19 protein-coding genes are annotated in these 19,895 nt (G+C 69.6%); 7 read left to right on the forward strand and 12 right to left on the reverse strand.

Annotation, left to right across the window (positions count from 1 at the left end):
* The 5 genes from ccoN to ACESMR_RS14085 all read left to right on the forward strand — a co-directional run bounded on the left by ccoN (position 1) and on the right by ACESMR_RS14085 (position 4,943).
* Positions 1-2,325, forward strand: a complete 2,325-nt coding sequence (gene ccoN / locus ACESMR_RS14065; protein ID WP_373047727.1) for a cytochrome-c oxidase, cbb3-type subunit I — start codon at positions 1-3, stop codon at positions 2,323-2,325.
* The gene (locus ACESMR_RS14070; RefSeq protein ID WP_373047728.1) at positions 2,325-2,510 is read left to right on the forward strand and encodes a CcoQ/FixQ family Cbb3-type cytochrome c oxidase assembly chaperone; all 186 of its coding nucleotides are present in this window, start codon (positions 2,325-2,327) and stop codon (positions 2,508-2,510) included. The genes ccoN and ACESMR_RS14070 overlap by 1 nt, the downstream gene beginning before the upstream one ends.
* The gene (locus tag ACESMR_RS14075) at positions 2,503-3,099 is read left to right on the forward strand and encodes a cbb3-type cytochrome c oxidase N-terminal domain-containing protein (protein WP_373047729.1); all 597 of its coding nucleotides are present in this window, start codon (positions 2,503-2,505) and stop codon (positions 3,097-3,099) included. The genes ACESMR_RS14070 and ACESMR_RS14075 overlap by 8 nt, the downstream gene beginning before the upstream one ends.
* Positions 3,100-3,246: 147 nt before the next feature.
* Positions 3,247-4,785, forward strand: a complete 1,539-nt coding sequence (locus ACESMR_RS14080) for a 4Fe-4S dicluster domain-containing protein (RefSeq protein ID WP_373047730.1) — start codon at positions 3,247-3,249, stop codon at positions 4,783-4,785.
* Positions 4,782-4,943, forward strand: coding sequence for a hypothetical protein (locus ACESMR_RS14085; RefSeq protein WP_373047731.1), 162 nt, complete (start codon positions 4,782-4,784; stop codon positions 4,941-4,943). Before ACESMR_RS14080 ends, ACESMR_RS14085 begins: the two co-directional genes overlap by 4 nt.
* Positions 4,944-4,986: 43 nt before the next feature.
* Here ACESMR_RS14085 and sigJ read toward each other — a convergent pair whose 3' ends face one another.
* The 3 genes from sigJ to ACESMR_RS14100 are packed head-to-tail and all read right to left on the reverse strand — an operon-like array spanning position 4,987 to position 7,593.
* Complete coding sequence (gene sigJ / locus ACESMR_RS14090) at positions 4,987-5,871, reverse strand: RNA polymerase sigma factor SigJ (RefSeq protein WP_373047732.1); 885 nt, start codon at positions 5,869-5,871, stop codon at positions 4,987-4,989.
* Entirely contained in the window at positions 5,868-7,037 is a 1,170-nt protein-coding gene (locus tag ACESMR_RS14095) for an NAD(P)/FAD-dependent oxidoreductase (protein ID WP_373047733.1), read from the reverse strand. Before ACESMR_RS14095 ends, sigJ begins: the two co-directional genes overlap by 4 nt.
* 55 nt (positions 7,038-7,092) lie before the next feature.
* Entirely contained in the window at positions 7,093-7,593 is a 501-nt protein-coding gene (locus ACESMR_RS14100; protein ID WP_373047734.1) for a cupin domain-containing protein, read from the reverse strand.
* Between the two features lie 142 nt (positions 7,594-7,735).
* Here ACESMR_RS14100 and ACESMR_RS14105 point away from each other — a divergent pair, with 142 nt between their 5' ends.
* Positions 7,736-8,110, forward strand: coding sequence for a response regulator transcription factor (locus tag ACESMR_RS14105; RefSeq protein WP_373047735.1), 375 nt, complete (start codon positions 7,736-7,738; stop codon positions 8,108-8,110).
* Between the two features lie 84 nt (positions 8,111-8,194).
* On the opposite strand, the gene ACESMR_RS14110 is transcribed toward ACESMR_RS14105, so the two are convergent.
* The 7 genes from ACESMR_RS14110 to ACESMR_RS14140 form a co-directional block, all read right to left on the reverse strand.
* On the reverse strand, positions 8,195-9,778 hold the full coding sequence (locus ACESMR_RS14110) for a hypothetical protein (protein WP_373047736.1): 1,584 nt from the start codon (positions 9,776-9,778) through the stop codon (positions 8,195-8,197).
* On the reverse strand, positions 9,775-10,308 hold the full coding sequence (locus ACESMR_RS14115) for a TlpA disulfide reductase family protein (protein ID WP_373047737.1): 534 nt from the start codon (positions 10,306-10,308) through the stop codon (positions 9,775-9,777). Before ACESMR_RS14115 ends, ACESMR_RS14110 begins: the two co-directional genes overlap by 4 nt.
* Positions 10,305-10,874 (reverse strand): TlpA family protein disulfide reductase, encoded by a 570-nt coding sequence (locus tag ACESMR_RS14120; protein WP_373047738.1) that lies wholly within the window; start codon positions 10,872-10,874, stop codon positions 10,305-10,307. The genes ACESMR_RS14115 and ACESMR_RS14120 overlap by 4 nt, the downstream gene beginning before the upstream one ends.
* 5 nt (positions 10,875-10,879) lie before the next feature.
* On the reverse strand, positions 10,880-11,923 hold the full coding sequence (locus ACESMR_RS14125; RefSeq protein ID WP_373047739.1) for a hypothetical protein: 1,044 nt from the start codon (positions 11,921-11,923) through the stop codon (positions 10,880-10,882).
* Positions 11,923-13,218 carry an Ig-like domain-containing protein gene (locus tag ACESMR_RS14130; RefSeq protein WP_373047740.1) on the reverse strand — a complete coding sequence of 432 codons (1,296 nt, stop codon included), beginning with the start codon at positions 13,216-13,218 and terminating at the stop codon, positions 11,923-11,925. The genes ACESMR_RS14125 and ACESMR_RS14130 overlap by 1 nt, the downstream gene beginning before the upstream one ends.
* A 20-nt stretch (positions 13,219-13,238) precedes the next feature.
* Positions 13,239-15,194 carry a hypothetical protein gene (locus tag ACESMR_RS14135; protein ID WP_373047741.1) on the reverse strand — a complete coding sequence of 652 codons (1,956 nt, stop codon included), beginning with the start codon at positions 15,192-15,194 and terminating at the stop codon, positions 13,239-13,241.
* Between the two features lie 249 nt (positions 15,195-15,443).
* Positions 15,444-16,358: a sigma-70 family RNA polymerase sigma factor gene (locus ACESMR_RS14140; RefSeq protein WP_373047742.1), complete on the reverse strand. Its 915-nt coding sequence runs from the start codon at positions 16,356-16,358 to the stop codon at positions 15,444-15,446.
* 232 nt (positions 16,359-16,590) lie between these two features.
* Between ACESMR_RS14140 and ACESMR_RS14145 the strand changes: the two genes are divergently transcribed.
* Positions 16,591-17,619, forward strand: a complete 1,029-nt coding sequence (locus tag ACESMR_RS14145; RefSeq protein ID WP_373047743.1) for a 2-hydroxyacid dehydrogenase — start codon at positions 16,591-16,593, stop codon at positions 17,617-17,619.
* Between the two features lie 10 nt (positions 17,620-17,629).
* Here ACESMR_RS14145 and ACESMR_RS14150 read toward each other — a convergent pair whose 3' ends face one another.
* Positions 17,630-18,778 (reverse strand): hypothetical protein, encoded by a 1,149-nt coding sequence (locus ACESMR_RS14150; protein WP_373047744.1) that lies wholly within the window; start codon positions 18,776-18,778, stop codon positions 17,630-17,632.
* 62 nt (positions 18,779-18,840) lie between these two features.
* A complete protein-coding gene (locus ACESMR_RS14155) occupies positions 18,841-19,893 on the reverse strand; it encodes an SO2930 family diheme c-type cytochrome (protein WP_373047745.1) in 1,053 nt (350 codons plus the stop codon).
* Positions 19,894-19,895: the final 2 nt, after the last annotated feature.

The raw sequence follows: 19,895 nt of genomic DNA on the forward strand, positions 1-19,895 counted from the left end.
GTGGAACAGAGACGGATCATCTACAACGACGGCGTCGTCCGGCAGTTCATGTGGGCGAGCGTGTTCTGGGGCATCATCGGCATGACCGTCGGTGCGCTGGTCGCGACCCAGCTCGCCTTCTGGCAGGCCAACTTCGACACCTCCTGGCTCACCTTCTCGCGGCTGCGCCCGCTGCACACCAACGCGGTGATCTTCGCGTTCGTCGGCAACATGATGTTCGCCGGCATCTACTACTCGCTGCAGCGGCTGGTGAAGCAGCGCCTCGCCTCGAACCTGCTCTCCAGCATCCACTTCTGGGGCTGGCAGCTGATCATCGTCGCCGCCGCGATCACCCTGCCCCTCGGCATCACCCAGTCCAAGGAATACGCGGAGCTGGAGTGGCCGATCGACATCGCGATCACGCTGATCTGGGTGGTCTTCGCGGTGAACTTCTTCTGGACGCTGGCGAAGCGCAACGAGAAGAACCTCTACGTCGCGATCTGGTTCTACATCGCCACGATCATCACCGTGGCGGTGCTCCACATCGTCAACAACCTCGTGCTGCCGCTGGGCGTGCTGAAGAGCTACTCGATCTTCGCCGGCGTGCAGGACGCGCTGGTGCAGTGGTGGTACGGCCACAACGCCGTCGCCTTCTTCCTGACCACGCCGATCCTCGGCATCATGTACTACTTCCTGCCGAAGGCGGCGGAGCGCCCGGTCTACAGCTACCGCCTCTCCATCGTGCATTTCTGGTCGCTGGTCTTCCTCTACATCTGGGCCGGCCCGCACCACCTGCTCTACACGTCGCTGCCCGACTGGGCGCAGTCCCTCGGCATGATCTTCTCGCTCATGCTCTGGGCGCCGTCGTGGGGCGGCATGCTCAACGGCCTGCTCACCCTGCGCGGCGCGTGGGACAAGCTCCGCACCGACGCGGTGATCAAATTCTTCATCGCCGGCGTGACCTTCTACGGCATGGCAACCTTCGAGGGCCCGCTCCTCTCGATCAAGAGCGTCTCCGCCCTCGGCCACTACACCGACTGGATCATCGGCCACGTGCACGGCGGCGCCCTGGGCTGGAACGGCTTCATGGCAGCCGGCATGTTCTACTGGCTCACCCCGCGCCTCTTCGGCCGCACCGAGCTCTACTCGAAGAAGGCCGCCGAGATTCACTTCTGGGTCGGGACCGTCGGCATCCTCATGTACATGGGCGCGATGTGGGCCTCGGGGATCAGCCAGGGCCTGATGTGGCGTGCCTTCAACGAGGACGGCACCCTCCTCTACCCCGACTTCGTCGAGACGCTCCTCGCGATCCGGCCGCTCTACATCGTGCGCCTGGTCGGCGGCACCCTCTACCTCCTCGGCTTCGTGCTGATGGCGTGGAACCTCGTCAAGACCGCGCGCCTGGGCAAGGCCGTCGACGGCGAGACCACCGTGGTCGTCGAGGAGAAGGTCGTGCACGCCGGCGAGCCGGTCGGCACCTGGGGCCTCGTCGCCTCGAAGCCGATGGCCTTCGCCGTCGCGATCCTCGCCCTCGGCCTCGCCTTCTTCGTCCTCGACACCATCGGGGCGATGGTGATGCTCGTCATCATCGTGGCGCTCTCCCTCGCAGCGGTGTTGATGCTCCGCCGCAAGCCCGGCGCCCCCGGCTGGCACAACCTCCTCGAGGGCAACTCGCTCCTCTTCACCGTGCTCACCCTGCTGGCGATCCTCGTCGGCGGTGTCGCCGAGCTGGTGCCCACGATCTTCGTGAGCAAGGCCGTGCCCCACACCGGTGCGCCGCAGCAGCCCTACACCGCCCTCGAGCTCAGCGGCCGCGACGTCTACGTGGCCGAGGGTTGCTACAACTGCCACTCGCAGCAGGTGCGCCCCTTCCGCTCGGAGAAGCTGCGCTACGGCGATCCCTCCCGGGCCGAGGAGTCGATGTACGACTTCCCGTTCCAGTGGGGCTCGAAGCGCACCGGCCCGGACCTCGCCCGCCTCGGCGGCAAATACCCGAACCTCTGGCACTACACGCACATGATGGATCCGCGGGCCACCAGCCCCGGCTCCAACATGCCCTCGTACAAATGGCTCTCGGACATCAAGGTCGAGGTCCGCGAGACGAGCGAGAAGCTCGCGCTGATGCAGAAGCTCGGCGTGCCCTACTCCAACGAGGAGATCGACAAGGCCCCCGCCGCCTACCAGGCGCAGGCCGAGGGGATCGTCGCCGACCTGAAGGCGGGCGGCGTCGACGTGGCCTGGGATTCGAAGATGGTCGCGCTGATCGGCTACCTGCAGCGCCTCGGCAAGAACCCGGCGCCGGCGGCGCCCGACGCAGCGCCGGTGGCGCAGGCGGAGGCGCGCTGATGTACCAGGAGTTCTACCGGGACAGCGCGCTCCTCCACCTGCCGCTCTTCACCCTGATCTTCTTCGTCGCCTTCTTCGTCGCGGTGGTGGCGTGGGTCTTCGTGATGAACCGCAAGGACCGCTTCGAGCGCATGGCGCAGCTGCCGCTTTCCGAAGGACGCATCGGGAGTACGAACGATGAGTGAGATCAAGACGCCAGCACAGGCGAGCGAAGCCGGCGTGGATCTGGACACCGGCCACGAGTACGACGGCATCCGCGAGTTCGACAACAAGCTGCCGAATTGGTGGCTCGCCACCCTCTTCCTCACCGTCTTCTTCGGCGTGGGCTACTGGCTCTACTACCACACGCTGGCGGTGGGGCCGGGGCAGGTCGCCGCCTACGAGATGGAGATGGCCGAGGCCGCCACCATCGCCGCGGAGAAGGCGAAGGCCCGCGGCGCGATCACCGACGAGGTGCTCGTGGCCATGGCCGGCGACGCCAAGGTGATCGAGTCGGGCAAGGCGCTCTACGGCCAGTACTGCGCCGCGTGCCACGGCCCGGAGGCGGGCGGCCTCATCGGCCCCAACCTCACCGACGCCTACTGGCTCAACGGCAAGGGCGCGCCCACCGAGATCCGCCAGGTCGTCGCGGTGGGCGTCGCGGCGAAGGGCATGCCGGGCTGGGAGCAGATGCTCGGCGCGGAGAAGGTCGAGCAGATCACCGCCTTCGTCTACTCGCTCAAGGGGAAGAACGTCCCGGGCAAGGAGCCGCAGGGCGAGCTCGCGGCGAAGTAGCGCTTCGTCTGCGCGAAGGGGCGCGGCCAGATCCGGTGCGAGTTTGTGAAACAGACTCCGGGCGTGGCCGCGCTCTTGCAATTGCAGTGAACGCAAAGCGTTCACGAAAGCGCCGGGCTTGTCCGGCTGCAGCAGGAGCAAGCGGGTATGGCACGGGAAACAGGGCCGAACCTCGATCGCCTCTCCTCGATCAAGGAGGACGGTTCCCGGAACTTCATCCAGCCGGCAGACGTGAAGGGCCGCTTCGTCACCTGGCGGCGGATCGTCTACGCGACGCTCATCGCGATCTACGTCCTGCTCCCCTTCGTGAAGATCGGCGGACACCCGGCGGTCTTCCTCGACATCGAGGCCCGCCGCTTCTTCCTCTTCGGCGCCACCTTCAACGCACAGGACGCGTGGCTGCTCTTCTTCCTCCTCGCCAGCGTCGGCTTCGGCCTGCTCTTCTTCACCGCGTGGCTGGGCCGCGTCTGGTGCGGCTGGGCCTGCCCGCAGACGGTCTTCCTCGAGGGTGTCTACCGCCGGGTGGAGCGCTGGATCGAGGGGCCCCGCGAGAAGCGGATCCGCGCCAACGCTGGGCCGATGACGGCGGGGCTCTTCGCGAAGAAGGCGCTCAAGCACGCGGCCTTCGTCGCGATCTCGCTCCTCCTCGCCCACGTCTTCGTCAGCTTCTTCGTCTCGCTCGAGGCGCTCTTCGCCATGGTGCAGCGGGATCCCCGCGAGCATTGGGTGGCCTTCCTCTGGGTCTTCACCGTGGCGGCGCTGCTCTACTTCAACTTCGCCTGGTTCCGGGAGCAGCTCTGCATCGTGATCTGCCCCTACGGCAGGCTGCAGTCGGTGATGCAGGACGGCCATTCGCTGGTGATCGGCTACGACGTGCGCCGCGGCGAGCCCCGGGCGCGGATCACCCGGGCGGATCGCGAGAAGAAGATCGCGCTGCCGCAGGTCACGGGCGAGGCGCTCGCGGCGCCTGCTGCGACCACGGGGCTGGCGGCTCTCGCGGCGGAAGCTGCCGCCTTCACCCTGCCTGCTGCGGCGCCGGCGGCTGGCGCGCCGCCGAAGGGTGATTGCATCGACTGCCGCCGCTGCGTGGTGGTCTGCCCCACCGGCATCGACATCCGCAACGGCCTGCAGCTCGAGTGCATCGGCTGCGCCCAGTGCATCGACGCCTGCGACGAGGTGATGGACAAGGTCGGACGGCCCCGCGGGCTGATCCGCTACGACTCGCATGCAGGGCTCGCCGGCGAGCCGAAGCGCGTGGTGCGCGGGCGGCTCTTCGCCTACGGCGGCGCGCTGGCGGTGGCGATCCTCGCCCTCGCCTTCGGCAGCACCGTGGGCCGCAAGCCCTTCGAGGCGAACCTGCTCCGGGTGCGCGGCGCGCCCTACGTCCTCGAGGCGGGCAACATCCGCAACCAATACGAGCTCCACCTGGTGAACAAGAACGCGGCGGAGACCGAGTTCCGCATCAAGGTCGAGGTGCCGGCCGGTGCCCACGTCGTCCTGCCCCGCGAGACGGTGAAGCTGGGATCGCTCCAGAGCTTCCGGCTTCCGATCTTCGTCACGATGGAGGAGGCGGCCTTCACCGCGCCCTTCGAGGTCGAAGTCGAGGTGACGGACGGTGCCTCCACGCGGCATAAGGAAGTCGAGGCCCGCTTCCTCGGGCCGCTGACGAGGCGGAACGGTACATGAACGAGTACGTGAAGAAGCGGCCGTGGATCTGGATCATCGTCCTGCTGGGCCTCTTCATCCTCCTCGACGCGATCTTCCTCTACGTGGCGAGCAGCACGCAGGGCGGCGACCTGAAGCCGGCGCCGCAGGAGCAGGCGAAGCCCGCGCCGGCCCCCTGAATCGCGTCCCCTCCGCGTCGGCGCGAAAGGGGCTCGAGCGGGATCAGGCGATCGATCCTTCCCCAATGCTGCCGAAGCTCCGCAGCTTGTCGGGGTTGAGGACGGACTGGATCCGGGCGATGCGATCGCCGCTCGGCGCGAGCGAGAGCACCGTCACCGCGATCACGCCGGCCTCGTCCCGCAGGGTGAAGGCGAGCTCGCCGTTCACCCAACCGATGGCGTACGACAGGCCCGCCGCCCGCTCCGCGACGCCTGCGAGGAAGCGAGCGACGCGCTCGGTACCGACGAGCACGTTGCGGGCAGCGGTGACCTTGCCGCCACCGTCACCGACGAGCTCCACGTCCTCGCTGAGCAGGCGCTTGAGCCCGTCCACGTCACCGGAGCGCGAGGCCTGCAGGAACTCCAGCACCAGCGCCTTGTGTGATTCGCGGGCCGGGGTGAACCGGGGGCGACCCGCGGCGACGCGCTCCTTCGCCCGGTGGAGCAGCTGGCGGCAGGCAGCCTCGCTGCGGCCGAGGCTCGCGGCGATCTCGGCGAAGTCGGCGTCGAAGGCCTCGCGGAGCAGGAAGACCGCCCGCTCGAGGGGCGAGAGCCGCTCGAGCACGAGGAGGAAGGCGATCGAGACCGACTCCGCCGTGGAGAGCCGGTCGCCGGGCTCGATCGCGTCCGGGAGATCCGGCGTGGGGATCGGCTCCGGCAGGCAGGGGCCGACGTAGACCTCGCGGCGGCGCGCAGCGGAGCCGGCGCGATCGAGGCAGAGCCTGGTGAGCACCGTGGTGAGCCAGGCCGCTGGCGAGTCGGGCGTGGCCCCGGTCCGGTGCAGGGTGGCGAAGGCCTCCTGCACCACGTCTTCCGCATCGGCAGCGCTGCCGAGCATGCGGTAGGCCAGCGCGAAGAGCCGCGGCCTCTCTTCCTCGTACGTCTTCATCGCGGCAGCAGCCTTTCACGCAGCGGAGCGCCATGCTGCAGCGGGGGTCGCGGCCAGCGATAGAGTCCCGGCAGCCGCTGCTCCCACTCCAGCGCGCCCACGGAGAGGCGGCAGACCCGCTCCTTGATCCACGCGCCGGTCCTGCCCCGGAAGAAGCGGGGCAGCGCCCGATCCCACGGATCGACGGTCTGGACGAGCCCCTGCCTCCGCCCCAGGGAGAGGCATTGGACGAGGAAGCGGAAGCGGAACGCGTCGGCCTCCTTGCCCCGCAGCCGCGCGACGATCGAGTCGGCGGCGTGGGCGCCCATCGGCATCGCGGTGACGCAGCCCATGCGCAGGTGCGCGCTCCCCTCGACCCGGGCCACGTCACCCGCAGCGAAGCTCCGCGGATCGGATCGGCTGCGGAGCGAGGCGTCGACGAGGATCTGGCCGGAGGGCGCCGCCGCCAGATCGGCGTCGTAGGCGATCGGGTGGGGAACGAAGCCGCCGCACCAGACCGCCCTGCCGGCGATCGTCTCGCCGTCCGCGAGGTGGACGGCGTCCCGCTCGATCACGGCGACCCGCGTCTCCTCGCGCAGCCGCACGCCCAGGGCGCGGAGGACGCCCACCGCGTACGCCCTGGCTGCGGGCGCGTGGTCGGGGAGCACCGGGCCCGCGGTGACCAGCCGCACCACGTGGCCGCGCTCCGCCAGCTCCGCCGCCGTCTCGACCGCGGTCAGACCGCCGCCGACGACGACCAGCGGGGCGAGGTTGCCGCTGGCGACGTGGGCCGCCATCCGCTCCGCCGCTTCCTCGTCGCAGGGCGAGAGGGCGTGTTCGGCTGCGCCGGCGATGCGCTCCCAGTCGGTGCGGCTGCCCGTCGCCACCAGCGCCAGGTCGAAGGGCACGGAGCCGCCGTCCAGGCGGACGGTGCCGGCGCTGCGGTCGATCCCCTCGACCCGCCCGACGCGAATCGTCACGCCGGCCCTGCCGAGGAGTCGCTGGAGCGGGATCCTGCGGGGTGCCGAGCCAGCCACCCGCTCGTGCAGGCGGATGCGCTCGGTGAAATGGGGCCGGTCGCTGATCAGCTCGACCCTGGTCCCGGCAGGCGCTCTGCCGGCGATCCGCTGTGCAGCGAGAATCCCTGCGTACCCGCCGCCGAGCACCACGACCCTGTCCTGTTTCATCACGGCCTCCTTCACGACTGTGACGAAGCAGCGCCGCGCCTTGTGACATGGGGCGCTATTCGCCTTCCCAGTAGTCCAGGCCGAGCTCCTCGCGGGAGACGAAGCGGAGGTGGCGTGGCTCGCCATCGGGCCCGGCGGGGCCCTGGGCGAGAAAGCCGAATTTGCCGGTGTCGGGGTACTCGACCAGCTCGGCCTGCGCCTCCGAGCTCACCGCGAAGATCTTGAGCTCGGCCTGCGAGGTGTTGACGATCTGGTGCGCCGTCTCCTTGCCCCCCGGCGGGCAGGCGAGCACGTCGCCCTGGCGCAGGGGGTAGCGCTCGCTGCCGATGCGCACCTCGCCCTCCCCCTCGAGCACGAGGAAGAGCTCCTCCTTCACCCAATGGTTGTGGAAGGGGAACGCCGCCTTGCCCGGGGCGATGACGGTGAGGTTGTAGCCGAGCTTTTTTGCCCCGAGGCGGGGCGCGATGCGGGCCATCTTCGCCCCGTAGCGCTCCGGTCCGGGGAAGGGGGGCGACTCGAGCTCCAGCTGGTCGAGATTGAGGATCGGTCGGTTCACGGCGGCTCCTTTCAGTTGGCACGCAGCAAGGTATAGCCGGGGATCGCGGCGAGATCGGTTCCTCCAACGCCGTCCCGCCCCGGCAGCCCCTCCCTGAATCCTTCCGGCAGCTGGATCGTCTGAAGGGCTGGAGGACGCAGTCATGGGTCCCAGGCGCATTCTGGTGGTGGAAGACGACGGCTCGATCACCGAGGTACTCGGCGATCTGCTCCGGAGCGAGGGCTACCGGGTCGAGACGGCGGAGGATGGCCAGGCGGGCCTCTCCGCCATCCTGCGGCAGCCACCCGACCTCCTCCTGCTCGACGTGATGATGCCGCGGATGTCCGGCCCCGAGCTGCTCGTGCAGCTCCGGGCGTTGGGACTGGACCGCTTCCCGGTGGTGCTGATGAGCGCGGCGCCGCCGCCGGATCACGTGGCACTCGGCGCCGCCGCCTTCGTGGCCAAACCCTTCGACCTCGACGAAGTGGTCGCCCTGGTCGAGCGCCTCGCCGGCCCCGCCCTCGCCAGCGCCTGTTGAACGTGCCTGCAGCCCCCGTCCCGCGACGAAAACGCCCGCCACGGCAAGGGCCGGGCGGGCGTCGTTCGTGCGGCAGCGTCGCCGTCAGAGCGTGTCGTAGAAGACCGTGGCCTCGAGGCGCGCGCCGCTGAAGGGCGGGAAGTCGCGGCAGACGCCGCCGACGCATTTGATGCCGCCGCGCTGCGAACCCACGACCGCACGGACGTCGGCCCAGTCGACGGCCTCCCAGGTGACGATCCCGGCGAGGAAGTTCTGCTGCACGTCGGGGCGCAGTGTGTCGTAGCCGATCTCCACCATCACCGAGCCGAGGTGCGCCCGGTCGAGGCCGATGAAGGTGCTGCCCCGGATGTAGTCGCGGCCACCCTCGTTCCCGACCACCGCCACGTCCGCCGTGTACCGCGATTCGTGGTTGATGGTGAGGTGGGTCGCCCACCCGCCGCCGATCGACTGCACCCAGTCGGTCTCGCCGTGGACCATGCGCTTGAACGGCTCGCTCGCCGCCTCTTCGGTCTCCTGCCGGTAGCCGCCGCTGGCGTACCAGCGGGACGCGCCGAACCCGTACGTGTGTTCGAAGCCGCCGTACGCGTGGATCGCGTCGACAGGCTCGGCGTCGAGCTTGCCGTACTGGCGGAACATGCCGCTCGTGTAGAGAACGAGGCTGCCGTCGAGGAACGAGCGCGAGAGCTTCACCCTGCCGCCGCGTACGTTCTCGTTGTCGAGAACCTCCTGGTCGATGCGCTCCAGGGTCGGCGGCTGGTTGTAGGTGTTGCGCCGGTTCAGCACGTTGTCTTTGCTGCCCATCACCTGGAACTGGTCGAGGTACAGCCCTTCGAGGAGCAACGACGCGAACTGGAGATCGACGTCCGCGGAGGCGTAGGTAGCGACCCCCTGCTCCTCGAGGGTGTCGATCCGGTACTGTTCGAACGCGCCCTCGACGTAGAGCGTGAGCCAATCGGCGACCGGCGTCTCCACGTAGGCACCGCCGAGCGCGGTCTCGCCGTCGGCGACGTCGTCCCCCTGCGCGCCGTATGGATTGAGGGCCTTCAGGTAGAGGCCATGGACCGACAGGGTCGAGCGGCCGAGGAAGAGCGACCCGCTGGCGCCGGCGATGACGTCGTTGGGATCCTCGAGGTAGCGCATCGTCGGCCCGTCGAGGTTGGCGATGTTGGTGCGGCCGGCGAAGACGATGCCGCCGTACTCGTCGCCGTTCCAGGCGAGCGAGCCGCCCCGGAGCGCCTGGTTGGTGCCGATCTCGTCCACCTTGCGCAGCGCGAGCGCGATGCCGCGGCCGAGCTGCAGGTGGGCGTCCCCAGCGGTGAGGGTGCCGCGCTCCTCGGCGCCGAGGGTGTGGACCAGGGTGATGCGCTCGAGGCGCGCCTCGTCCTGGTACTCGGTGGGCGCGCCCTCGATGTTGTTGGTCTTGCGGTAGTCCAGGTCAGGAAACGCCGAGAAGTAGATCGAGTCGACCTGGGCGGTGACCGACGTCCTGTCGATCGAGCCGTTCAGGTAGAGCCGGTTGACGCCGAGCCCGAACTCGTCGTCCGCCTCGTTCCCGTTGTCGTTCTGCCCCCGGTACTCGAAGGCCGTGGAATTGGTGAGCCGGAGGCTCTGCGCCGAGGCGAGCCCCGGCAGCAGGGTGAGAAGACCGACGACGACTGCCTGTTTCATTTACCGGTGGCGACTTCCTGCTTCTCCGCGAGGAGCGCGACCACTTCCTTCTCGAGGGTCTCTTCTGCGCCGCTGCTGAAGCCGGTGTGCTGCACGGCGCGCCGTCCCTTGCGATCGATGATCTGCAGGAAGGGCACCGACATGCGCGGGTTGAACTTGCTGAGGACCTTGCTGTCCGCGTCGAGCGGCACCTTCATGGTGAGCTTGCGGTCGGCGACGAAGCGGCGGACTTCGGCCACCGTCTTCGGATCGTCGATGTTGACCGCGAGCACCTCGAGGCCGTCCTTGCCGTACTTCTCGAGGAGCTTCTGCAGCACCGGCAGCTCCTGCTTGCAGGGCGCACACCAGGTGGCCCAGAAGCTGAGGATCACCACCTTGCCCTGCATCTCGGAGAGCTTGAGCCGCTCGCCGCCCAGGGTACGCAGCGAGAAGTCGGCGGCCTGCGGGCGATCCTGCGCCACCGCGCTGGTAGCGAAGCCGAGGACGAGGACGAGCGGAAGGAGTCGAGCCAGGAGGTTCCGAATCTTCATCGCGGCAGGTTCCCTTCGATCATCGCGCGGACGAGCTGCTCGTCGAAGCCGGTCGAGATCTGGAGGATCTCCATGGTGTCGACGTCGACGATCATGTTCATCGGCGTGAGCTGGCGGTCGTAGTAGGCACCGAACTGAAAATCGGCGTCGAGGACCACCGGGAAGGGGAGCTGGTACTGCTCCTGCCAGCCCTGCACGTGGGCGAGGGTCGCCTTCTCGAAATCGTTGTCCTCGAACATCGCAGCAACAATGACGAGGCCGCGGCCCGCATATTCGCTGTGGAGCTGCTTGAGCTTCGGCTGCTCCTCGCGGCACGCGGTGCACCAGCCGGCGGTGGTGGTGACGAGCAGCACGCGGTTCTTCTCGTCCGCCTGCACGTCGCGGAGCGAGAAGGGGCTGCCGTCGGCCTTCTGGAACTCCAGGTTGGCGATGACCGAGCCCTCGGTCTTGCCGTAGGGGCCCGCCGGATACTGGGAGCGGTCGCCGGGGGCGCCGGAGCCGTCTTCGGTGCTGCCGCAGCCGACCAGCGCCACGGCGAGGGCCAGAACAGAGAGAATGCGCTTCATCTGGTTCATTCCTTCGAGCGGTAGGCGAGCCAGGTCATGCAGGGCATGCCGGCGCCAGGTGCGGTTTCGATCGTCGCGCCGTCGGTGGAGACCGTTCCCTCACCGAACTTCGCCCAGACTGCCTCGGGAACCTTGGTGCCGTCGAGCAGGTGGCACTCGAGGCCGCCGAGGACGAAGAGCTCCACCGTCGAGCCGGCGGGCAGGTCGGTGGCGTTCGGGATCTCGAGGGCGTAGCCAGGCGCGCTGATCGAGCCCTCGGGATAGAAGGCGTAGAGCCCATCGAAAGTGTTGGCCTCGCCGCACAAGCCCACCGCCTCGCGGGGGATCCGCCTGGCGGCGAACTTCTCGTAGGGGTCGAGCACCCCGCTGTAATAGAGCGAGGGCGTCACCTCCATTACGAGCCCGTCGTCGAAGACGACGTCGCGCGCCGTCTCCTCGTCGCCCAGGGGCGGGAGATCCTCCACCGGGGTGAGGAAGGGGAGGACGGTGGGGTCGCGGAGCATCGCGACCGGGTCCACGCCCTTGTCCACCTCACAGTAGGAGGTGGCCCGGGGGATCTTCGACTTGAGCACGCGCCTGGCGATGTTCTCGAAGCACTGCAGCTCGTCGGGGACGTCGATGGTGTAGACACCGTCGGCGCCGGTCTCGGAGGGCTGCAGGCAGACGTACGTGCCCGAGGAGGCGTAGACGCAGAGCTGCGCCTTGGCCCCCTCGATCGGCTCGCCGCCAGGGGCCGCGACCCAGCCGCGGACCTTGTCGACGAAGCCGTACTCGGACGTGCAGCTCGCCGGGCGCTCGGCGCCGGTGAGCTGCTCGTCCAGGGCAGCAGGCACTTCGGGGGTCCAGCCGGTGTCCACCTCGTTGGTGGGCACCTCCCAGCCGGCACCGCCGCCGACACCACCGGTGCCGCCTGCGCCGCCGGTTCCCCCGCTGCCGCCTGCGCCGCCAGTGGCGCCGGTTCCCCCGGCGCCACCTGCTCCGCCGCCGCCGTCACTCCCGGAACAGCCAACAGCAAAAAGGAGAGCCGCGATGACGAAGCCGTTTCTCATCAGTTACCCGCAGTCAGGGTGATGGTGTAGGGCGCGCTGGCGTGCTGGAAACCCTGCACGGCGATGAGCGCCGGACCCGAGTGCTCGAAGACCTCGGGGGAGGTGGAGCCGGACGAGCCGATGACCTGGCCGTTCCGCTGCGCGGGCTGGTTGCGGGCCTCGTCCCAGACGAAGACGTCGAGGTCGCCCACCGACTGCTCGAAGTCGAGCTGGAGCGTCCAGGCGCCGTCGAGGTCGACCCGGTAGAAGTCCGGCGCGTCGGTGCAGATGCCGCCGGTCTGCGAACCGGTGGCGAGGGTGGCGGCGCCGGCAGGCGTGTCGTTGCCCGGCTCGCTCCCCTCGTCGTCACCGTCCCCGCAGCGGTTGGTGAAGGTCGGCTCACCCGGGTTAGTCCAGTCGGCCTCGGGATCCGCGGCGATCGCCTGCAGGGGCAGGTAGGTGTCGGCGCGGTTCTGGTCGGCGATGATCCGCATGTCGCGGGTGCGCACCACGAAGACCGTGGGGAAGGCGCGGACGATCGAGGAGCTGCCGAAGAACTCCGAGGCGGGCTCGGTGCCGTCGCCGACCACGCGCATGGTGTCGGCATCGCCGGCGGTGATCGCCGGGTTGTTCTCGGTGATGCGCTCGACGTGGCTGTAGGCGAAGGCGAGGTCCGCCGGATCACCCTGCACGTCCTGCGCCTCGATGATCACGATCTCCATTCCCAGCGCGTTGAGCTGTGCCACCTCGTTCTCGAGGCGCTGTGCGTAGAGGGTGCAGGGGGTGCACCAGCCAGCGCTGATTACGAAGGCGAGGGTCTTCGTCTCCTTCCAGTCGAGGTCGCACGCGACGTTCGCCAGGTTGAACTCGAAGTCGGTGCCGTCGGGCCACTTCGCCGGCCAGGCCAGCGGCGGCATGACCCGGTTGATCTGGAGCTCCGGCGAGAAGCGCGGGTACACGCAGGTGGTGCGCACCGACTCGATGGAGGCGTGGAGGTCGCCGAGGTGGGCCTCGAACTTCACGTCGCCGCCGGCGAGCACGGTCACCAGGCCGGTCGCGTCGACCGTGGCGATCTGCTCGTTGGAGCTCGTGAACATCACGCCCTCGGTGATCGCCTGGGGCTCACGGCCCTCCATGCTGCCCATGGCGCGCAGCTGCACGGGCGTGCCGACCACGAAGTCGCCGTCGGCAACGAGCGCCAGCGAGGTGGGGACGAAGGGGGCTTCCTGGCCAGGAGCCTCGTCCTTCTCGCTGCCGCAGCCGGCGCCGAGAAGCAGGGCCGCCGAGCAGGCGGCTACAATCGAAATGCGGGACATCGTTCTTCCTCCCGGGGAGATCACGGACCGGTAACGGTAAGCGTATAAGAGCCCGAAGCGACGCCGTCGAAGCTATCGACGAAGACGTAGACCGTCTGGCCCGCCTCGAGGAGGAGGCTGACGCGGCTGGCGGTGTCGCTCAACGCGGTGTCGTCGTTGCAGGCGAGCTCGTAGGCGGGCAGCTGGCAGAAGGCGCGCACGGCGATGAGCGAGTCCACGTCGGGGCCGAGGGAGCTGGTCGCCATGTTGTAGCGACCGGCGGTGGGCGCGGTGAACTCGAAGACGTCGCTGGGGCCGCCGCCGCCGCAGGTGAAGCTGCCGTGCGGATCCGACTCGGCGTTGTCGCCGGCGTAGGTCCACTTGTTGGTGCCGTCGGCATACTGCGCGAGGTCGATGGCGCCGTACTCGGCGGGGCACGCCGGCCCGTCGTCCTGGCACGTCTCCGCCTGGAAGGCGTCGTCGGACCAGCAGATCATGCCCTCGGGGCAGATGCCGATGGCGCCGTAGGGGTCGCAGACGCCGCCGGCCTCGACAGCGGGCGAGTCGGTGAGGGTCAGCGTCATGACGGAGGAGACGCGGCCGGTGGCGTCCATCGCCTCGACCTCGACCGTGGTCATCTCCGCGAACTTCTCGTCGTAGCAGCCGAGGAGCTGCTGGATCGCTGCGTCGTAGCACGCGTTGGCGCAGGCCTGCGTCTGGCAGCCCTGGACACAGGTGTTGTACGACTGCTGCGCCGGCCCGAGGCAGGGGCCGTCGAAGCGGGCCGCCGAGACCATCACGCCGCGGAACGAGGTGCCGTCGTGGCCGATCTGGTGGAGCGGCATCGCGGTGCGGCCGGTGCTACCGACACTGAGCGAGGCGCCGCTGGCGTTCTTGGGCAGCACCCGGACGAAGGCGGTGTCGGACTCGGGGTCGGTACCCTCGATGATCACACCCCAGATGCCTTCCTCGCGGTTGACGTAGGCGCTGGCGGTGCCGAGGGTCGGCGCGGTGGCGATCGAGCAGGTGTACTCGGTGGCGTCGCCGCGCATCACGCAGGCGTCGTCCGGGCCGCAGACGTTGAGGGCGAGGTTGGGATCGCAGCGCACGCCGCGCTCGATCGGCAGCGGGTTGCCGGTGTTCGCGCCGGCGACCTCGGACTCGAGGTCGTGCTCGTCGATCACCGTCATCTCGATCTTGCCGACGGGGGGCGCCTGCTCACCGAAGAAGAACGAACCCTCGACGGTGAAGTCCTCGCCGTCCTGGGTGACGGTGAAGATCGGCGCCTCGTCGAAGCGGCCACCGAAGGGCTTCGACCAGAAGGCGTTGCCGCTGCGGTCGTAGGCCTGCAGGGTGAACCCGACCAGCGGGGCGTCGGGGGCCTTGCCGGAGAAGCGCACGCCGGAGGTGCCGACGTTGGCGTTGAAGAAGGCGGCGAACTCCTCGATCACCGGCGCCGAAGCCTCGATGCGGCTCGCGGTCAGGGTGAAGGCCTCTGCGTTGCGGACGCCGACGGAGTCGACGACCACGAAGACCTCCTCGCCGGCGGCGAGGTTGAAGGAGATCTGGCTCTGCTTCACCGAGCCGCGATCGTTGTTGCAGGCCAGCTCGGAGAAGCCGTCCTTGCAGTCGCGCAGGGCGTAGAGAATGGTGTCGATCGAGCTGCCGGCGGTGGTGAAGTTGTAGAATCCAGCCTCACCTGCGGTGAAGTGGACCACCACGTCGTTGCCGAACGAGGTCTCGGGCGCGCAGCTGCCGCCGGGCCAGTTGTCCGCGTTGTCGAGAGTTCCCTCGAGCACCGCGGGGGAGGCGGTACCGTCGAGCTCGAGGACGCGCACGCCATCGCAGTCGACCGTGGAGCCGCCACCGCTGCCGCCGGCGCCGCCGGAGCCACCCGCTCCACCGCTGCCACCGGTGCCACCGTTGCTGTCGTTACCGCTGCAACCGGCAAGCATCGCGGCGAGCAGGAAGCCAATTGTCACGGGACCGCTGCGCATCTGTCCTCCAAATCCAGGCACGGAAGCGCGCAGGTTAGCCGAGGGTGCGCGGCTATGGGAAGCCACCTCCTGCGAAAAGCCCCGGCCGTTTCGGCCCCCTCCCCCGGCACCTCCCCCCATAAGAGGTATGGAGATGTGACAAGTCCCGGATTCCACGCAGGAATCCGGGACTTGCGGGCACCCCCCTTAAGTGCATCGGGGCCTTTTCGGCCCCGATCTCGACTTGGTTCTTTTTTCCGAACCGCCGGCTCAGGCAGTGGCGGCGGCGTTCGAGCGGGCGCGGCAGCGACGGCGCGGGGGCGCCACCATCGCCTGCCGGGCCGTCTCCTCGTCCACCAGATCGGCGAAGGAGGCGGCGAGCTTCTTGCGGGCGCGGGTCTCGAGCTGGCGGGCACGCTCGCGGGTCACGCCGAGGCGGGCGCCGAGCTCCTCGAGGGGCACCGCCTCGTCGGGGTCGAAGCGGCTGAGGAAGATCATCCGCTCCCGCTCGTCGAGGGTGGCGAGAGCCTTCGGCAGGCGCTCGCGGAGGAGGCGGGCCCGCTCGTTGTCGATCGCCGCGTCGTCCGGGCCGGGGAGGCACGAGGCGAAGCGCTCGTGGCCATCGTCGCTGCTCCCCTCGAGGGCCTCGTCGTGGAGGCCGCGGGCCGACTCCACCTCGCGCACCACTTCGGGGCGGACCTTGAGGCGGGAGGCGACCTTCTCCTCGTCGCCCTCCTCCTCCTCCTGGCCGGCGAGGCCCAGCGCCCTGCGGGCGTGGCCGGCGCCGAAGAAGACCCGGCGCTTCTCGTGGGTGGTGAAGCGGGCCACCACGCTCCAGGAGCGGAGGAGGTAGCGGTGGACGTAGGCACGGATCCAGTGGCGGGCGTAGGTGGAGAGCTCGACGCCGCGGTCCGGGTCGTACGTATCGAGGGCGCGGAGGAAGCCGAGCTGCGCTTCCTGCACCAGGTCCTCGTAGCCCAGGCGGGAGGGATAGCGCTTGGCGAAGGCGTGGATGAGCGGCTGGTGGAGGTCGAGGAGCGCGTCGCGTGCGGCGGTGTCGCGCTGGTCCCGCCAGCGGAGCGCGAGGCCGCGGATCCGGTCGGCGCGGGTCAGCGATTCGACCGCGCGGGGGCGAACGGGCTCTGCTGCGAAGAAGTCGGTGAGCTGGCGGGCGACGGCGACCATTGCATCCTCCGGGGCGTGTTGCCGGGAGGTAGAGCGAAGACCGTGCCATCCATTGAGATCGGGCCCGGGCCTGCGCCAGAGGCCGTTTCCGGGGAGCTGCACGCTCGATCGGCGTTTCGCGGCGGCGCGGCGCCTGCCGCAGGCTTTGCGCCCGTCCCGCGGTGGAGCGCAAAAGCCGCAGGCCGGCCCCACGATCGGAGTAGGGGCGGACGTGATGAGCGCAAGAGCCGCGATGCATAGCCTTCAGGGCATGCGCATCGCCGTCTTCGATACCCACCGCTTCGACCGCGAGGTCCTCGAGGCGGTCAATGCCCGCCACGGCCACGAGCTCACCTTCTTCGAGGCCCGCCTCGGATCCGCCACCGCCAGCCTGGCCGGCGGCTTTCCCGCGGTCTGCGTCTTCGTCAACGACCGCCTCGACGAGGCGACGCTGCGGACGCTCCACGAGGGCGGCACCCGGCTCGTCGCCCTGCGCTCGGCGGGCTTCAACAACGTCGACCTCCGGGTGGCGGAGGGGCTGGGCATGCGGGTCGTCCGGGTCCCGGAGTACTCCCCCTACGCGGTGGCGGAGCACGCCTTCGCCATGCTGCTCGCCCTCGTCCGCAAGATCCCCCGGGCGGCGGTCCGGGTCCGGGACTCCAACTTCTCCCTCGAGGGGCTGGTCGGCTGGGATCTCCACGGCAAGACCATGGGCCTGGTGGGCGTCGGGCGGATCGGCCACGCGGCGGCGCGGATCGCCAGGGGCTTCGGGATGCGGGTGCTGGCCTACGACCTGCGGCCGGACGAGAAGCTGGCGGCGGAGGCGGGGGTGGAGTTCGTGGAGCTCGATCCGCTCTACCGCGAGAGCGACGTGATCTCGCTGCACGTGCCGCTCACCCCGGCGACCTACCACCTGATCGACGCGGGGGCGCTCTCGAAGATGAAGCGGGGGGTGGTGCTGATCAACACCGGCCGCGGCGCGCTCATCGACTCGCGGGCGCTGATCGACAAGCTGAAGAGCGGCCAGGTCGGCGGCGCCTGCCTCGACGTCTACGAGGAGGAGGAGGGGATCTTCTTCCACGACCTCTCCGATCGCGTGCTCCTCGACGACGTGCTCGCCCGGCTGATCAGCTTCCCCAACGTGCTCATCACCTCGCACCAGGCCTTCCTCACCAGGGAGGCGCTGGAGAACATCGCCGAGACCACCCTGACCAACGTGGCCGCCTTCGAGCGGGGCGAGGCGCTGGTGAACGAGGTGAAGGCGGCGCAGGTGCTGCGCTGAAACCGCGGGTTCAGAAGAAGTAGTAGCCGAAGTTGACGTTGAGGCGGTGCTCCCAGGGGGCGCCGCTCCGTCCCGCGGCGAGGCCGAAGGCGGTCTCCGGTCCGACGAAGGGCATGTTCCTGCCGGCGATCCACTCGATCCAGGAGAGGACGGGCCCTGCGTCGACGCGGACGCCGAGGCTGCTCAAGGCGCTGTCGCTCGCGCCGGGCACGTGCTTCACGAGGAAGCTGGCGTCGTCGTAGAGGAGGAGGCGCTCCACCGGACCGAGCTCCACCGGCAGCTCGTACGCGACGCCGGCGACGAAGAGCGAGCCCTCCGCGGCGACGGCGTAGGGGATGCCGAAGGCGCCGAAGACCACGGTGTCGGAGCCGTCCGCCGGCGCGAAGCGGTAGCGCGCCGCCTCGAGCTTGAAGTCGAAGCGGTGGAGGCGGGCCTCGACGTGGACGGCTGCCGCCTGGTGGTCGCCGAAGGCGGTGCCGTCCCAGAGCTGGCCCCAGCGGGCGGAGATCCCCACCTCCGCGCCGATGGCCTCGTCGCCGAGGCGGAGCGCCGCCCTGCCGTGTACGGCGTTGGTCTCCTCCTCGAAGCGCTCGAAGTCGCCGACCCTGGCGGGCACCACGTCGTAGCCGAGGCGGGCGCTGCTCCGCAGCTCGCCGATCAGGCCGGGCTCGGCGTTCTTGAAGAGGCCGAGGTGGAAGGTGAAGCGGCCGGGCCGCCAGGTGGCGAGGGCGCCCACGTCGTGATCGTCCTCGAGCCCCACGTAGAAGGGCAGCGCGAAGAACCAGCTGTGGGAGGCGTAGGGGAGCAGGCCGAAGGAGACGGGCACCAGCCCCACCTGCAGCAGGAGCTCGTCGCTCGGCTGCCAGCCGATCCAGCCGTGGCGCAGCGCCTGGAAGCCCACCGCGAGGCGGTATTGGGCGGAGAAGGAGAAGCGGTCGATCGAGGCGTCGCCCTGGAGGATCACGCTCTCGAAGAAGATGTCGCCGCCCCGCTCGCGGCTTCCCTCGAGCCAGCCCGCCCAGACGTAGTTGAAGCGCAGGGCGCCGCCGATCCGGAGCGCCGGCTCCTCCGTCGAAGCTGGCGCCGGGATCTCGCACCGCCCCTGCGCCGTCGCCGCGGCGGGGAGGAGCACGGCGGCGATCGGGACGAGCCAGCGCATCACGGCACGCTCGGCGGCGCGGCCCCCGATCGCAACACCCGCAGCGGGGCCCGCCCGCCGGATCAGGGACAGCCTGCGGGGCTCATCCCTGCGATCCAATCGGTGATCAGCTCGATCGCCTCGTCGTGCGGGATCTGGGTGGGCAGCTCCGGCATCTTGATCTCCGGATCGGCGGAGGCCATCCGGAAGACCATCACCGATTGCTCGGGGTGGCCGGGGACGATGTCGAAGGGCCTGCCGCCGGTGGCCTCGCCGGCGGAGAAGGGCCGCCTGCAGATGCCGAGGTCCACCGGATTGGTGGTGGCGGTGGAGAGCCAGAGCCCCGTCTCCCAGGCGGCGCCGTTCTCGTGGTGGCAGTGGGCGCAGTTGGCCTCGAGGTAGGCGCGGGCGCGCTGCTCGAGGGGCGCGTCTCCGAAGGGATCGACGAGGCGCTCGCGCTGCGCAGGCGGCGCCTGGGCGAAGAGGCCCAGCGCCGCGAAGTGGTCGATCTGGTTGACCGGCCCGCTGCCGAAATCGAAGTCGCGATCGAGCTGCGCGGTGCGCACGCCGAGGAGCTCGCTCGCCTCGTGCTCGCCGTGGCAGCCGTGGCATTGGTTGGTGTTGGGGACGCGGTAGGTGAGCGATCGGGTGCCGCCGTCGAAGTGCTTCCACTCGATCGGCAGCCGCACGCCGGCGATGGCGCGCTTCGCCTCGGTCTGCGCCTCGTTCCAGACGTAGGTGTGCGGCCGCCAGTGGTTCCGCTCGCGGACGAGCAGGCGGGTCTCGAGGAGCCGCTCGCCTGCGGCGGGGTCGCGCTGGTCGTGGGGCATGGAGAAGGTCTTCACCACCACCGTGCCCTCGGGAAATTGCCAGGGGCCGTCGGCTCGGTAGTCGATCCGGCCGCCTTCGGGCAGGCGGATGAAGCGGTATTTCGCCGTGTAGTCGGAGTAGAGCGGCGCGATCACCTCGTAGGGATGGACGTCATCCGCCGGCAGCTGCTGCGCCCCGTCGGCGAAGAGGCCCCACTCCGCCAGGGTCTCGGGGACGTCTGCCTGCCCCTGCCTCTTTTCGCCACCGCCGCCGCCGCTGCAGGCTGCGACGAGTGCACCGATCGCGATCCAGACGAGCCTCGTCACGT

It is taken from the genome of Vulgatibacter sp. (assembly GCF_041687135.1).
Taxonomy (GTDB): Bacteria; Myxococcota; Myxococcia; order Myxococcales; family Vulgatibacteraceae; genus JAWLCN01.